Origin of the sequence: Streptococcus mitis (assembly GCF_002860865.1) — a bacterium.
Lineage (GTDB): Bacteria > Bacillota > Bacilli > Lactobacillales > Streptococcaceae > Streptococcus > Streptococcus mitis_AT.
On record NZ_PKIE01000002.1, the window covers coordinates 21,622 to 36,731 of the forward strand.

Annotated in this window: 15 protein-coding genes and 1 pseudogene; 3 read left to right on the forward strand and 13 right to left on the reverse strand. The window is 42.8% G+C overall.

The annotated features are described in order from the left end of the window. Positions 1 to 47 precede the first annotated feature (47 nt). Together CYK18_RS04510 and zapA are read right to left on the reverse strand one after the other, a co-directional pair. Positions 48 to 596, reverse strand: coding sequence for a CvpA family protein (locus CYK18_RS04510; RefSeq protein ID WP_101785344.1), 549 nt, complete (start codon positions 594 to 596; stop codon positions 48 to 50). Further along, complete coding sequence (gene zapA, locus CYK18_RS04515; RefSeq protein ID WP_000002019.1) at positions 593 to 895, reverse strand: cell division protein ZapA; 303 nt, start codon at positions 893 to 895, stop codon at positions 593 to 595. Before zapA ends, CYK18_RS04510 begins: the two co-directional genes overlap by 4 nt. 86 nt (positions 896 to 981) lie before the next feature. On the opposite strand from zapA, the gene rnhC reads away from it, so the two are divergent. The 3 genes from rnhC to recD2 all read left to right on the forward strand — a co-directional run bounded on the left by rnhC (position 982) and on the right by recD2 (position 4,956). Continuing rightward, the gene (gene rnhC, locus CYK18_RS04520) at positions 982 to 1,863 is read left to right on the forward strand and encodes a ribonuclease HIII (RefSeq protein WP_101785346.1); all 882 of its coding nucleotides are present in this window, start codon (positions 982 to 984) and stop codon (positions 1,861 to 1,863) included. Positions 1,864 to 1,866: 3 nt separating this feature from the next. Then, positions 1,867 to 2,481 carry a signal peptidase I gene (gene lepB / locus CYK18_RS04525; protein WP_004245100.1) on the forward strand — a complete coding sequence of 205 codons (615 nt, stop codon included), beginning with the start codon at positions 1,867 to 1,869 and terminating at the stop codon, positions 2,479 to 2,481. 108 nt (positions 2,482 to 2,589) lie between these two features. Then, positions 2,590 to 4,956 (forward strand): SF1B family DNA helicase RecD2, encoded by a 2,367-nt coding sequence (gene recD2, locus CYK18_RS04530; protein ID WP_101785349.1) that lies wholly within the window; start codon positions 2,590 to 2,592, stop codon positions 4,954 to 4,956. 47 nt (positions 4,957 to 5,003) lie between these two features. Here recD2 and tig read toward each other — a convergent pair whose 3' ends face one another. From tig to CYK18_RS04585, 11 genes and pseudogenes are all read right to left on the reverse strand, one after another. Further along, entirely contained in the window at positions 5,004 to 6,287 is a 1,284-nt protein-coding gene (tig, locus tag CYK18_RS04535; RefSeq protein ID WP_060805224.1) for a trigger factor, read from the reverse strand. Between the two features lie 83 nt (positions 6,288 to 6,370). After that, a pseudogene (locus tag CYK18_RS04540) lies at positions 6,371 to 7,035 on the reverse strand (DNA alkylation repair protein). Next, on the reverse strand, positions 7,036 to 7,668 hold the full coding sequence (locus CYK18_RS04545) for a response regulator (protein WP_101785353.1): 633 nt from the start codon (positions 7,666 to 7,668) through the stop codon (positions 7,036 to 7,038). 13 nt (positions 7,669 to 7,681) lie between these two features. Further along, entirely contained in the window at positions 7,682 to 8,677 is a 996-nt protein-coding gene (locus CYK18_RS04550; protein ID WP_101785355.1) for an envelope stress sensor histidine kinase LiaS, read from the reverse strand. Beyond that, entirely contained in the window at positions 8,674 to 9,372 is a 699-nt protein-coding gene (gene liaF / locus CYK18_RS04555; protein WP_101785357.1) for a cell wall-active antibiotics response protein LiaF, read from the reverse strand. Before liaF ends, CYK18_RS04550 begins: the two co-directional genes overlap by 4 nt. A 76-nt stretch (positions 9,373 to 9,448) precedes the next feature. Beyond that, a complete protein-coding gene (fni, locus tag CYK18_RS04560) occupies positions 9,449 to 10,459 on the reverse strand; it encodes a type 2 isopentenyl-diphosphate Delta-isomerase (RefSeq protein WP_101785359.1) in 1,011 nt (336 codons plus the stop codon). Continuing rightward, entirely contained in the window at positions 10,443 to 11,450 is a 1,008-nt protein-coding gene (locus CYK18_RS04565) for a phosphomevalonate kinase (RefSeq protein WP_101785361.1), read from the reverse strand. Before CYK18_RS04565 ends, fni begins: the two co-directional genes overlap by 17 nt. Then, positions 11,437 to 12,390 (reverse strand): diphosphomevalonate decarboxylase, encoded by a 954-nt coding sequence (gene mvaD / locus CYK18_RS04570; RefSeq protein WP_101785363.1) that lies wholly within the window; start codon positions 12,388 to 12,390, stop codon positions 11,437 to 11,439. Before mvaD ends, CYK18_RS04565 begins: the two co-directional genes overlap by 14 nt. Next, entirely contained in the window at positions 12,372 to 13,250 is an 879-nt protein-coding gene (mvk, locus tag CYK18_RS04575) for a mevalonate kinase (protein ID WP_101785365.1), read from the reverse strand. Before mvk ends, mvaD begins: the two co-directional genes overlap by 19 nt. Before the next feature lie 122 nt (positions 13,251 to 13,372). Then, positions 13,373 to 14,314 carry a PspC-like choline-binding domain-containing protein gene (locus tag CYK18_RS04580; protein ID WP_101785366.1) on the reverse strand — a complete coding sequence of 314 codons (942 nt, stop codon included), beginning with the start codon at positions 14,312 to 14,314 and terminating at the stop codon, positions 13,373 to 13,375. 98 nt (positions 14,315 to 14,412) lie between these two features. Beyond that, a complete protein-coding gene (locus tag CYK18_RS04585; protein WP_101785368.1) occupies positions 14,413 to 15,102 on the reverse strand; it encodes a response regulator transcription factor in 690 nt (229 codons plus the stop codon). Positions 15,103 to 15,110: the final 8 nt, after the last annotated feature.

The following is a 15,110-nucleotide window of genomic DNA, read 5'->3' on the forward strand; positions in this document are numbered from 1 at the left end:
ATTCGAGTCAATCTGTAAACAAAGGGCTAGGAAAACTCCTGCCCTTTTTATCCGATTAAATTTGTCACCCAAATTTGTTTGAGCCAACTGGTTGTTACCGGTATGCTCTGGATGATGTGTTTTGCGACGATACTCTTTTCAAGAGGATTTTGTATAGCTGCCATGGGGATGGTCGCCAAGATGGTCAAAGCCATTTGCAAGACAAATAAGGTCACCATCATGGACAAGATTCCTGCTGAAACTTGGAACAACTTACCACCAAGCTTTTTACTAGGAATCAAGTGTAAGAGGAGACCAAGCAAACGACCGATGCTATAGACAATCCCAAATACAAGCAAGTAGCCGATCCCTGCGTAAAAGACCTTATCCAACTGAAAGAGTTGATCCGATGGAAAAAAGAAAGTTCTCTGACCTTCCTGCGGATTTGCATAAGGGAGTAATAAATGGAATTGTTCTCCAAGCCCCTTGTAAAACTGGCCAGCCACAAAAGCCGATGCCAGGGCTGAAATCAGGTAATAGACCTGTAAGAGCAGGCCTCTTCGATAGCCGATATAAAATCCCCAAGCCAAGATCAATAGAAGAAGGAGTGAAATCATAAGGAATCCTCAATCTTGCTCTGTTCTTGCTTACAAGTCACAAGCTTGTGACGGAGTTCTTCTAGCTCTTGCTCCTTATCGTCAAATTCAATCTCACGGCTGAGCTGAGTTGATAAACAGTTGACTGCCAACAAAAGAGCGATTGTTTCATCATCTGCACTAGGCATTTGTTCTTTAATTGCTTGGTATTTTTCTGTCGCAACCTTAGCGATTTCCTCCATAAAGAGATTATCATGTTCGCTTGTCAAGGTTAATGATTTTTTCCCGAATGTAAATTTGAATCGATTTAGATTTGCCATAAAATTCACCTCACGATATTATACCAAAATTCGCTAATTTTGTCAGTTTTTACAAATTTGCCTGCTTTTGTGGTACAATAGAAACTATGGCAAGTATAACACTCACACCAAGTGAAAAGGAGATTCAGGCTTTTCTTGAACACTATCAAACCAGTCTGGCTCCCAGCAAGAATCCCTATATCCGCTACTTTTTGCGACTACCTCAAGCAACGGTTTCTATCTATACTTCTGGAAAGGTCTTGCTTCAGGGTGAAGGAGCTGAGAAATACGCCAGTTTCTTGGGCTATGAGGTTGTAGAAGAATCCAGCGGACAAAATTTCCCTTTGATTGGAACAGATGAGGTTGGAAATGGTTCCTACTTTGGTGGGCTTGCAGTTGTGGCTTCCTTTGTCACACCTGACCAGCATGATTTCTTACGAAAACTCGGTGTGGGAGATTCTAAGACTCTGACCGACCAAAAGATCCGTCAGATTGCCCCTATCCTCAAAGAAAAAATCCAGCACCAGGCACTGCTTCTCTCACCAAGCAAGTACAACGAGGTCATCGGAGAGCGCTACAATGCTGTTTCGGTTAAGGTAGCCCTCCATAATCAGGCTATCTACCTCCTCCTTCAAAAAGGTGTTCAACCTGAGAAAATTGTGATTGATGCCTTTACCAGTGCTAAAAATTATGACAAGTACTTGGCACAAGAGGCCAATCGTTTCAGCAATCCTATCAGCTTAGAAGAAAAGGCTGAGGGCAAATACTTGGCTGTCGCAGTTTCTTCTGTCATTGCGCGTGATCTCTTTCTGGAAAATCTTGAAAATCTGGGACGAGAACTGGGCTATCAACTTCCAAGTGGAGCTGGAACGGCTTCTGACAAGGTGGCTAGCCAGATTTTACAAGCCTATGGTATGCAGGGACTCAATTTCTGCGCCAAATTGCACTTTAAAAATACTGAAAAAGCGAAAAAACGCTTAGAAAGGTAAGTTATGAATTCATTTAAAAATTTCCTAAAAGAGTGGGGATTGTTCCTCCTGATTCTATCATTACTAGCTTTAAGTCGTATCTTTTTTTGGAGTAATGTCCGCGTAGAAGGGCATTCCATGGATCCTACCCTAGCGGATGGCGAAATCCTCTTTGTTGTCAAACACCTCCCTATTGACCGTTTTGATATCGTGGTTGCCCATGAGGAAGATGGCAATAAGGACATCGTCAAGCGTGTCATCGGAATGCCTGGTGACACCATCCGTTACGAAAACGATAAACTTTACATCAATGATAAAGAGACGGATGAGCCTTACCTAGCTGACTACATCAAACGCTTCAAGGACGACAAACTCCAAAGCACCTACTCAGGCAAGGGATTTGAAGGAAATAAAGGAACTTTCTTTAGAAGTATCGCTGAAAAAGCTCAAGCCTTCACAGTTGATGTCAACTACAATACCAATTTTAGCTTTACTGTTCCAGAAGGAGAATACCTTCTCCTCGGAGATGACCGCTTGGTTTCGAGCGACAGCCGCCACGTAGGTACCTTCAAAGCAAAAGATATCACAGGGGAAGCTAAATTCCGCTTCTGGCCAATCACCCGTATCGGAACATTTTAAGAGACCTAAGAGGCCGAGAATCAAGAATCTCAGCCTCTTCTTCTATCGTGAGAAGTGATCGTTTATTGACTATAGTAAAAATCTCACCTATTCATGCAAAGGAATTTTATGGAAGTTTATTTTTCAGGAACCATTGAACGGATTATTTTTGAAAATCCCAGCAATTTTTATCGCATCCTCCTCCTAGAAATCGAAGATACGGACGCAGAGGATTTTGATGATTTTGAAATCATTGTCACCGGTACCATGGCTGATGTAATTGAGGGAGAAGACTATACTTTTTGGGGGCAAATTGTCCAGCACTCCAAGTATGGGGAGCAACTGCAAATCAGCCGGTATGAACGCTCAAAACCAACTAGCAAGGGCTTGGTCAAGTACTTTTCAAGTAGCCATTTCAAGGGAATTGGTCTCAAAACAGCTCAGAAAATCGTGGATACCTATGGTGACAATACCATTGACGAAATTTTACAACACCCGGAAAAGCTAGAAGGTATCGCAGGACTCTCTGCCAAAAATCGCGAGGCATTCGTCTCCACACTTCGTCTCAACTACGGAACGGAGATGGTTTTGGCCAAACTAGCCAACTACGGCATTCCCAATAAACTAGCCTTTCAAATTCAAGACTTTTACAAGGAAGAAACCCTTGATGTGGTTGAAAATTATCCCTACCAGCTGGTTGAGGATATCAAGGGCTTGGGCTTTACCATTGCTGACCAATTAGCGGAGGAACTAGGCATCGAAAGTCAGGCTCCTGAACGCTTTCGTGCCGGTCTAGTTCACAGTCTTTTTCAGGCCTGTATGGAAACAGGGGATACCTATGTTGAAGCACGGGATTTGCTAGAACAAACCCTTACTCTCCTTGAATCTTCTCGCCCCGTGGAACTGGACCCCAGCCAAGTAGCCCAAGAACTCTCCTACTTGATTGAAGAAGACAAGGTTCAGCAGATTGATACCAAGATTTTTGACAACAGCCTCTTTTTCGCTGAGGAAGGCATCCGCAGTCACTTGGTTCGTATCCTTGAAAAAGGAAAACAGAAGAGCCAGGATTTAGAAACCATTCAAAAACATATCACTACTGTCGAGGAAGAGCTGGGAATTGAGTATGATAGTATTCAAAAACAAGCTATCTGTGATGCTATCCAGAACAAGGTCTTTATTCTGACAGGTGGACCTGGTACTGGTAAGACAACGGTTATCAATGGTATCATCGCTGTTTACGCCCTTTTAGAAGGACTTGACCTCAAGAAAAAAAGCAATCTGCCGATTCTTCTTGCTGCTCCAACTGGACGAGCAGCTCGCCGCATGAATGAATTGACAGGTTTGCCTAGCGCGACCATACACCGTCATTTAGGAATGACAGGTGACGATGATACCAGCCATCTTGAAGATTATCTGGATGCCGACTTTATCATCGTAGATGAATTTTCCATGGTGGATACTTGGCTGGCCAATCAACTCTTCTCCAATATCTCTTCTAACAGTAAAATTCTCATCGTGGGGGATAGCGATCAGCTACCGTCTGTCAGTCCTGGACAGGTTCTAGCGGATCTGCTTCATATTCCCTTGATTCCTCAGACTCGCTTGGAAAAAATTTACAGGCAAAGCGAAGAATCAACCATCGTCACCCTAGCTAGTCAAATTCGACAGGGCATCTTGCCAGCTGATTTCACCCAGAAAAGAGCAGACCGTTCCTACTTTGAAATTGCTAGTGGCCATATTCCTGCTACTATTGAAAAAATCTTAGGTGCTGCCCTCAGAAGTGGTATTCCTGCCCGTGATATCCAAGTTCTGGCTCCCATGTACCGAGGGACGGCAGGGATTGATGCCATCAACCAGCTCATGCAAGACCTCCTGAATCCACCACAAAAAGACCAACTCAGTTTTGAAGCTCCCCAGTGCCACTATCGTAAGGGAGATAAGGTCATTCACTTGGTCAACGATGCTGAAATCAATGTCTTTAATGGAGATTTAGGAGCTATCACAGACCTGATTCCTGGTAAATATACCGAATCGAAACAAGACGAGATTATCATTGATTTTGATGGCAATGAGGTCTCTTACCCACGTAACGAATGGTACAAGATTCGCTTAGCCTATGCCATGAGTATCCATAAATCACAGGGAAGTGAGTTCCCTGTTGTCATCCTACCTATCACTAGTGCTAGTAGGCGTATGCTGGAGCGCAATCTCATCTATACAGCCATTACACGCGCCAAAAGCAAGCTTATCTTACTAGGTGAATTGCAGGCCTTTGATTATGCTACCCAACACATTGGAACTGCCCGAAAAACCTATCTGATTGAACGCTTCAGTGATTTATTGGAGAATGTTGAAGAAAAGCAACCAGCTGTCTCTGAAACAGTCACATCAAGTAACTCTGAACAATCCTACATCCTAACCGAAGAAAACTGGACCAGTATTCCAGCTATGATTGGGATTACAGACGCAGACCTCAGAGAGATTTTTGGAAAATAGTGCATAAGAAAACCCACCTAGGCAGGTGGGTTTTTTGTCTATTAAGATTATTTAACTGTTGCTGTGCTTGTAATCAATTCAACAGCTTTTTTGATTGTGATATCGTGTTTCAACATATCAGCTGAAAGCAAGCTTTGTACTTGAGCAACTTCCATGTTGTAGTCTGTTGCCAATTGCTCAACTTCTTTTTGGATTTCTTCTTCTGAAGCATCAAATCCTTCAGCTTTGGCAACTGCTTCGATAACAAGGTTAGTCTTAGTACGTGACTCAGCTTCTGCTTGGTATTGATTGTGAAGGTCTTCTTGAGTAGTTCCAGTGATTTGGAAGTACATGTCAGGGTTGATACCTTGACGTTGCAAGTTTCCAAGGAATTCGTTTACTGAGCGGTGAACTTCTTCGTGAATCATTTCTTCTGGAAGTTCTACGATTTCAGCGTTTTCTACAGCTTTATCAATTGCTGCACCTTCTACTGCATCTTTGTAAGCTTCTTCTTTAGCAGCAGCCAATTCCTTGCGATATTTTTCTTTCAATTCAGCAAGTGTTTCAACTTCTTCATCGATGTCTTTTGCAAGCTCATCGTCAAGAGCTGGAACTTCTTTAGCTTTTACTTCGTGGATAGTTGTCACGAATTTAGCTTCTTTTCCTGCAAGGTCTTCTGCTTGGTAGTCTTCTGGGAATGTTACAACTACATCAACAGTTTCACCAGCTGAGTGACCTACTAATTGGTCTTCGAAACCAGGGATGAATTGACCTGAACCAAGTCCAAGTGAGAAGTTTTCACCTTTTCCGCCATCAAATTCAACACCATCAATAGAACCAACGAAGTCGATGACAACAGTGTCGCCGTTTTCAGCAGCAGCTTCCTTGATAACCAATTCAGCCAAGTTATTGCGTTCGCGTTCGATACGCTCTTCAACGTCAGCGTCAGTTACTTCTTTTTCTAGATCAACTGATACTTCAAGGTTTTTGTAGTCACCCAATTTTACTTCAGGTTTTGTAACGACCTCAGCAGTGATAACCCAGTCTTGACCTTTTTCCATTGAAGTTACGTCAATTTTTGGTTGAGCAACCACTTCAAGACCAGCTTCTTTTACAGCTGCTTCATAAGCATTTGGCAAAAGAGCGTTCATAACGTCTTGGTAAAGTGACTCTTCACCAAATTTTTTGTCGAAGATAGGGCGTGGAAGGTGACCTTTACGGAAACCTGGAACATTAAGAGATTTCTTCACTGAGTTGAAGACACGGTCCAATTCTGGTTTGATTTGGTCTTGAGAGATAGTGAAAGTCAAGACACCACGGTTTGTTTCTTTGTTTTCAAATGATACAGACATTCTGTCATTTCTCCTTAAAATTTTTTAAATACAGTCTATTATAACATAAATGGGCGACTTTTTTCAAGTAATGAACGCGCTTTTCAATGATGGGAGAGGTACTTGCTCGCTTCTTTGATACTAAGTTCAGTCATTCTTTCCTTGTTTTTCTCAATGAAGCATGCTACCCAAGCTGGATTCGTTTTAGAGTAGTCTCTCAGAGCCCAGCCAATGGCTTTATTGATAAAGAATTCTGTTTGATTCAAATTATGAAGCAGAATCTTTTCCAGTAATTGAACATTGGTCTTCTCTTTTCTTAACAACTGGTGGTCAATAGCGACGCGTCTCAACCAGATATTGTCTGACAGGCTCCATTGGAGGATTATTTTTTCCAGTTCCTGCTTCTCATACACCAAACTCCCTACTACTCGATCTAGGATATCTACCGTATCCCACCAAGATTTTGTGACGACTAACCGCTCAAGCTTAGGTAAATCGTTCTCCGTTAGATAAGACTGCATTGCTTTCAAATAATTAGCAGCTACATATTGGTATTCTCTAGGCTCCTTTCTCCAGCAAGTATCTACAAAATCCCAATCGATAATCTTTGTTTTTTTCGCTTCTGGAAAGTATTTTTTATAGAGTTTATTTCTTTCTGGCGCCGCAACGCCTAGAAAGGAAAATTGATGGCGCATATAGACCTCCATAGGCCCTGCTTTTTAGGATCTTTTGCTGCTTCTAGCTCCTCAAGTAAATCTGTTAGACTCATCTAAAAATCCTCATGCCCCACCAAGTGGTGCTGAAAAGCATAGACCGCAGCTTGTGTACGATCGCTAACCTCAAGTTTGGCAAGAATGTTAGACACGTGCGTCTTGACCGTCTTGAGAGAGATAAAAAGTTCGTCTGCGATGCGCTGATTTTCGTAGCCCTTGGCGATGAGTTGAAGAACATCTCGCTCACGCGCAGTCAGGTCCTCATGTAGTTCTATGTGATTGCGGTGGTATTCGACTTTCTTGCTGACCTCTTGCTCAATGGCCAACTCCCCAGCAGCCACCTTACGGACAGCATGGAGCAGTTCGTCGGCACTAGAAGTCTTGAGCATATAGCCTTTAGCACCAGCATTCAAAACCGGCATTATTTTTTCATTGTCCAAGTAAGAGCTCACAATCAAAATCTTGGCTTCATGCCATTCTTTAAGGATAGCTAAGGTCGCGTCAATCCCATTCATCTCAGGCATGACAATATCCATGACAATGACATCTGGACGCAGTTCCAAGGCCAACTCAATGCCTTGAGACCCGTTGGACGCCTCACCCACAACTTCTACATCGTCTTGGAGGTCAAAGTAGCTTTTCAAGCCCAATCGGACCATTTCGTGGTCATCTACTAGTAAAATTTTCATCTTTACTCCTTTATCATTCCTTATCTAACAAGGGAATACGGATATCAACTGCCAGCCCTTGCTTTGGAGCTGTCAAGAGTTGAACCGTTCCTGCCATATCTTCAACCCGCTCCTTGATATTACGAAGTCCATAACTCAAGTCGTCTAAGCTCCCCAACTGGAAACCAAGCCCATTGTCCACCACTTTCAGCTGCAATTCAACATCTGTCTGATAGAGATAGACATCCAAGCAAGAGGCCTGGGCATGGCGGAGGGTATTGCTGATCAACTCTTGCAGGATACGGAAGATATGCTCCTCAATTTTCTTAGGTAATTTCGTTATATTTTGCTTAAGACTAACTCTGAGATCACTCTTGTCCTCAAGCTCTTTTAAGAGGATTTGAATTCCCTCAACCAGACTCTTTTGCTCCAGTTCAACTGGTCGCAAGTGCAGGAGCAAGACCCGCAAGTCCTTCTGGGCTGTTTCAAGGATGGCTGTGACGCTCTGCAACTGGGTCTGCATCTTTTTTCTATCCAATTTCAAAGACTGCTGGCTGACACCTGACAAAATCATGTGGGCCGCAAACAACTCCTGACTGACTGTATCGTGCAAATCCCGAGCAATCCGCTTCCGTTCTTTCTCGATGATTTCCTCTTCCTGAGCAAGACTCCGATTTTCTGCTTTTTGAAGAGCTTCTGTCAAAAGATTAAGCTTACCTGACAAGGACTTGAAACTGGCATCCAAATCTGGATCTGCAAGCTGAATCACTTCTTTCCCTGCCAACAAACGCTTGAGATTAGCCTGCATTTTTCTTAGAGAAAGCTCTTCAACACCTCGCCAAAACAGGGCTAAGAGAAAGGTCATGGACATACTGAATACCAACAACAAAAAAATAAATTTTTCTGTTTTTTCGACATCGTGCAGAAAGATAGACCAGTCAAAGTCAAGGATTTCCAGCAAGCTGTGGGAGAAAAATAAGACAAATAATAAGGAGGTGAGAGCAATCATTACATAAGCTTGTTTTTTCATCCTCTGACTACCTCAACATCTCCAATCATAGTGGTCAAGAAAATCTTGACACTCTTGTTACTCTTGAGATAGTCTCTTGTTTCTTGATGATAGTGTTCATTGCGGAGGGCTCGCTTGGGCTGGTTGAAAAAATTCAAATCCCCATAGAGACAATTAACACTGAGACTGACTTCTACATCTACAGGCACAATGATTTTGGTCGTGCCTACCATCTTTCTAAGGATAATAACATTGTCATGATTGGTTAGAATGACCCTCTCCAGATGAATAGTGTCCTTCCCCATGAGACGAAAGAGATTGATATCATCAAATTGGCAAGTCTGGTAACTTGAAAAATGATGGAGATTTCCAAACCAACGATTTTTCTCCTTCTTAACCGTCACCACCTCTTCAAAAACCAAATTGGTTTGCTCTTTTTCCTGATTCATCATCGGGTAAAGAAGAAAGAGACTGTATATAACCGCAACAAAAATAGCTAAAATCACAAAAGGATTGAGCATGACGATGAAAAAGAAGAGAATGGTTGCCACCACCAAAAGGAGGTTATTGCCCTCTTTACCAGTGTAATAGCGAATCAAAAGTAAAAAGAGGAATAAAATCAGCAGAAAACGCGAAAAATGCTCTGATACCATCAACATCAGAGCTCCCGTCAACAGACAGGCTTCGATAAATAAAAAGATTTTAAATTTTCTCATAGGTTCATCCTCTCTCTTCTATTTTATCACACTTCAAAAAAGTCACCTCGGTCTGAAGATGGAAAAAAGGCGGTGGTTACGCCTTTTTCATCTGATCTTTTGCTTCTTTTAATTTCCCATAAAGAATATACTCTACGTTTTGCAGGTCTGATATAGTTGCACAGTTAAGGGCACACATAATCAAACGCAGATCGTCTTTCCAGCCTTGGACAATACCAATCACTTCTTCGACTGTGTAGTTTTCAATCAATTCCAGAATTGTTCGAGACAGTCCTACAGCCTTAGCACCAAAGACCAAGCACTTAATCATATCCAGCGGATTGCGAACACCTCCACTAACCAAGAGTTGAACCTTGTCTTTCCATTCTTGGGCATTGAGAAGGGCTTGCATAGTAGACTGGCCCCATTGATTGAGATAATCACGCTGACCACTGCGACGGTTTTCAATATAGGCAAAGCTGGTGCCACCACGGCCTGACAGATCAAAGGCTCGAACGCCCAATTCATAGGCTCTCTCGATGGTCTTGGCATCCATTCCAAAGCCGACTTCCTTGAGGACAATCGGAACGGGGATTTGCTTGCTATAGTCTGCCAGATGCGATTGCCAGCTTCTGAACTTTCTTTCTCCCTCTGGCATGAGTAATTCCTGCATGACATTGACATGCACTTGCAGGAGAAGGGGATCCATCTCTTCTACAGTCCGAAGTCCCAACTCAACAGACTTGTCCAATCCAATATTGGTTCCAAGAAGGAGATTTGGATGGCTAGACTTGACAGAAAAAGAGGCATCTGATGGATCTTTTAGAGCCGCACTATAAGAGCCCGTCACAAACAAAATCTCACAGGCTTCTGCTACCTGAGCTAGTTTTTGATTGATTTCTCTACCCTTATCACTCCCACCCGTCATGGCATTGATATAGAAAGGAAAGTCCCACTTTCGACCAGCAAACTCTGTCGACAGATCGATTTCATCCAGGTCGTAAAGAGGCAAGGAAGAATGAACCAACTCCACCTCATCAAAGCTATTATAGGAACTTTTCTGCTCAAGAGCATAGCGGATGTGCTCATCCTTACGATTTGTCGTCATGTCCTATCCTTTCTTGGTATAAGAGCTCAATCCCCAGATCGGCCCAACGGTTTTTTAGGGTTTCAGTTGATTGCTCATCAAAACTCAAGGCAATACCACAATCACCACCACCAGCGCCGCTACTCTTGGCAACAACCTGCAAATCTTGACTGGCTTCTTTCAGTTGTCTAAGCGAAGGTGTGTAAATATCTGCGCTCAAGCCTTCTAAGAGCTTACTGGCTACTTCTACTTGCTCGATAATTTTTTCTGATTCCCCCTGCTCCAAGGCTTCTACCAAAGAAGCCACCGTTTCTTTTGAGGAACTTAAAAAATTCTGATTGATATTTTGCTTGATTTGCTTGACCATATCACTAGACACAGCCACTTCCTTGGTCCATCCCACTAGGAAATCACATTCTAAAGTTGGTTTCACTTGTGAAATTGAAAAGCCCCAATCACGCTCCAGAACAGTCGCCAAGTTTTCTTCTTTTAGCCAAGCAGCCACCTTCTGGCGATCAAATGACTGGTAGAGAACCAATTCCTCTGCCACAATACAGGCAAGGTCTCCCATAGAACCATTGTCTCCGCGCTTGAGCAAGACCGCGCTAGCCAGCTTGAACAAGAGCTCCTGATCCACTGAAAGATTATACAGAGCCAGTAAAGCCTTGACAACCAAGACAACGACGCTGCCACTAGAACCTAAACCAAACTTTTTCCCTTCTCGTTCCATTTTTCCACGAATTTCTAGAGAAAAAGGTTTTAAAGTTTGACCTCGATAAATCAGGAAATCTTCCACTAAAGCAATCGTTTCTTGAATCAAGCTGTAGTCAGGATTTGATGTCAAGTCCACTGCGAAATCAAACATATCCGAATAGATACGATAACTATCTGAAAAAGCAATCTCCCCCTTCATATAGATGGGGATGGCCTTTATCAAAGATAACTGTCCTGGCTCTAAAATAGCATATTCACCTGCCCAATAGAGTTTTCCGCAAGTTTTAACAGCAATCATCTTGGCTCAAATCCTTTGTTTTTGACACAATCAAGCGATAACGTTGACCGAAGATTTCTGATAAATGCTCCAAGTCTTTCTCTTGACAGAGAACTTTGACATTGGGACCAGCATCCATAGTAAAGTAGCAGGCTTCTCCTTGCTCACGAAGTTGACGAACAAAATCCATGGCTTCATAAGATGCATCGGTCAGATAAGAAAAGGCTGGTGACGCAGTTTTTGTCGTAACGTGCATAGCAAGGGCATTTTTCTCCGTTAACTCCCCAACCTTGGCAAAGTCATTTTCCTTGAGATAAACCAGCATATCCTGATAATCCTTCTCAGACTGACGGACCCAGTCATCAAAGGTCGTCGAGGTTTCCACACAGAGTTTCATCCCGTCACGACTAGAGATTGGTTTTTTCTTGTCCTCCAAGACCAACATAATCATGGCTAGTTTCAAGTCTGTCTCTACAGGGTAAATTTCCCCACTATCCTTATCCCAAGCACCTAGTGGTCCATAAAAACTCCTAGAGGAAGAGCCTGATGCAAACTTAGCCTCCTGTGCCAACTGGCTCCGAGTCAATCCAAGCTGAAAATAAGCATTACAAGCCTTGACCAAGGCAGACAAACCACTAGAACTTGAGGACAGACCCGCTGCCGTAGGCATATTGTTTTGAGTATCGATACGGACAAATCCTTCTCCAACTGGACGGTAGCGGTCAATAATCTTACTCATCTTGGCATGCTCCGCCTCATTTTGTAGCTGACCATTGATATAAAAGGCATCAGCAGTCGCATCCGTCGGTAGAGATGACAAGGTCGTCTCTGTGTACATGTTTTCCAAAGTCAGAGAAATACTGCTAGTAGCAGGTACCATCTCTTTTTCTTTTTTCTTTCCCCAATATTTGATAATAGCAATATTTGCGTAGGAACGTACTGTTACAGGCTCTCTATCCATGTCTGAACAGCTCCTTTCTCTTCTAATCTTTCTGCTAGTTCTTGTGCGTGTGTAAAATTGTCTGCCAAGGCTATGATACAACCTCCTAGCCCACCACCGCTCATCTTGGCACCTAAAGCACCATAGTTCAGAGCCGTTTCAACCAAAGAGTCTGCCTCAGGGCTACTGACACCAATTTCTTTTAAATGTAAATGTGCTTGACTGAGGATTTGTCCCAATCCTTCAGCATCTTTTTGTGAAATCGCATCTTCTGCCTGCTGGGTCAATTCTCCCAAGGCATGCAAAAACGGTAGGGCATCCTTGCCCTTACTTTGAACCACTTGGATGGCTTCACGGGTATGACCATAAACACCCGTATCCGCAATCACCAAATAGGCGGATAAGTTCATCTCAAGCTCTGTAAATCCTACGTTCTTGATAAAGCGAATAGGCTGGTCACTGAGACAGGTCTTAGCATCCAAACCACTAGGATTCATATGAGCAATCATCTCAGCCCGATTGACCAAGATTTCCAATACATCACGAGGTAGATCAGCCTCATAGTAGTCAAATACCGCACGAATAGCCGCTATGCTGATAGCAGCTGACGAACCCATCCCCCGCTTCTCAGGGATAGCCGAGTCAATCTCACAGCGAATGCAGGCTTCTTTGATATCCAAATACTCCAGCGAAGCATAAACTGCCATGGACAAGGTATCCTCTTCATAGAGACGCCAAGGACTCGCTGCAGGAACTACCTTACAAGTCACCTCCACCTCCAAAAGAGGCAGAGAAATGGCAGGATAACCGTAAACGACCGCATGCTCCCCTATTAAAATAATCTTACTATGTGCCTGACCAACACCAACTTTTTTTGTCATATTTTCCTTTTACTAGACGGAAAGACCGTCTCATTTTTCATACAAGTATTGATTCTTTCCTATCTATTTTATTATATTTTCACAAAAAAAGCGATTGTTTCCATTCACAATCGCTTCTTTCATTATTGAACCCATTCGCCATTATAGTTGACGTAGTAGCCATCTACAGTGGTATTCACTGCCAAAGCACCTGAGCTATAAGCATAGTACCATTTGCCATTAACCTGGAACCAACCAGTGATCATAGCTCCTGATGAACGGAGATAGTACCACTTGTTACCGAGGTATTGCCAGCCAGTTTTCATATCACCATTTACTTGGTCTAGATAATACCAAGTTGAGCCTTCCTGATACCAGCCAGTTGCCATGGCTCCTGATGAACGGAGGTAGTACCACTTATTACCAAGGTATTTCCAACCTGTTTGCATTGCAGCACTTGTTGGATCTAGATAGTACCAAGTTGAGTTATCATTTGTCCAACCACGCACTAGCTCCCCAACCGTTAAACTGTCGATACGAGCATCGAAGCTACCATCCTTCTGTAAATAATACCAATGCCCTTCGTCAGAAATCCAGCCGGTTTTTAAGGTGTGATAATCACGTTTATCTTCAAAATAATAGGTTCGTTTCTCTGCTGGGCTATCATATTGTTCCCCATGATGTTTGTTGGTATTTGTAGCAGTTTTTGCCTCTAAAACTTGCTTGCCAACAAATTCTTGAAGAACCCCATCTTGACCAAAGTAATACCATTGTGGCATTGGCATAGATTCTAATCTTAAACCATTTGGGTACGGACCAATTGTACTACCTTTAGATGGAAACGGGATATATTGCCAGCCGACAACCATCTCTCCTGATACATGATCAAAATAATAGTACTTGCCATCAATCACTCGCCAAGCCTTTTCTTTGAGTTCCCCCTTCTTGTAGTAGGTTCTACCATTTTCTTTGACAAATTGCCAACCTTCTGAATCAGCATCATCCGCTAATACTGCACTTGTCGCTAGCAAACCAAAGAAAAAGACTGCTAATGCGATTTGCATCAATTTTTTTACTATTTTCATTAGATGTATCCTCCATAACTGATTTTAGCAAATACAAAATCGCATGTCAATATACAAAAACTCCTCAAAAAAAGCAATTACATAACTGCAACTGCTTTCTATTCTTGCATGGTGTAACCGACACCACGCACGGTTTTAATGTAGCTTTTTTGACCTTTTACATCAAGCTTGCTACGTAGATAACGGATGTAGACATCCACGATATTTGTTTCGGTCGCACTTTCATACTTCCAGACACTTTCCAACAACTGCTCACGAGTCAGAACTTTCTTGCTTCCCATAAGAGTAGCCAAGAGGTCATACTCACGACGGGTCAGAGCAATCATCTCTTCGCCACGATAAACAGTATGATGTTCTACATCCATACGCAGATTGCGGTAAGACGTTGGAACCTTCATCTGACTGCAGTGTTGATCGATAAAGTCCCGACCTCGGAAAATCGCTGAAATACGAGCTACCAGATTCTCAATAATAACTGGCTTATAGATATAAGAAACGGCAAAGTGTTGGATTGTTTCAATCTGATCTTGCAATTCTTCACGATGGTCCAAGACCATAATGACTGAGGCTGGCTTAGTCCGACTCAGCTTGTCTGCAAAATCCTGGGCTGTCATATCCCCCAGACGAGCATTCAATAAAATCAAGTCATAGTCTGTCTGAAGAGCCATGGAGAGGGCTTTTTGCCCCTCCTCAACCTGATCAACTCGGTATTGCTCTTTTTGGAGTTCCAAACTTAAAAAATGAGCTAGATTTCGTTCTTTCTCAAGTAATAAAATCCGTTTCCCCATGGCAGACC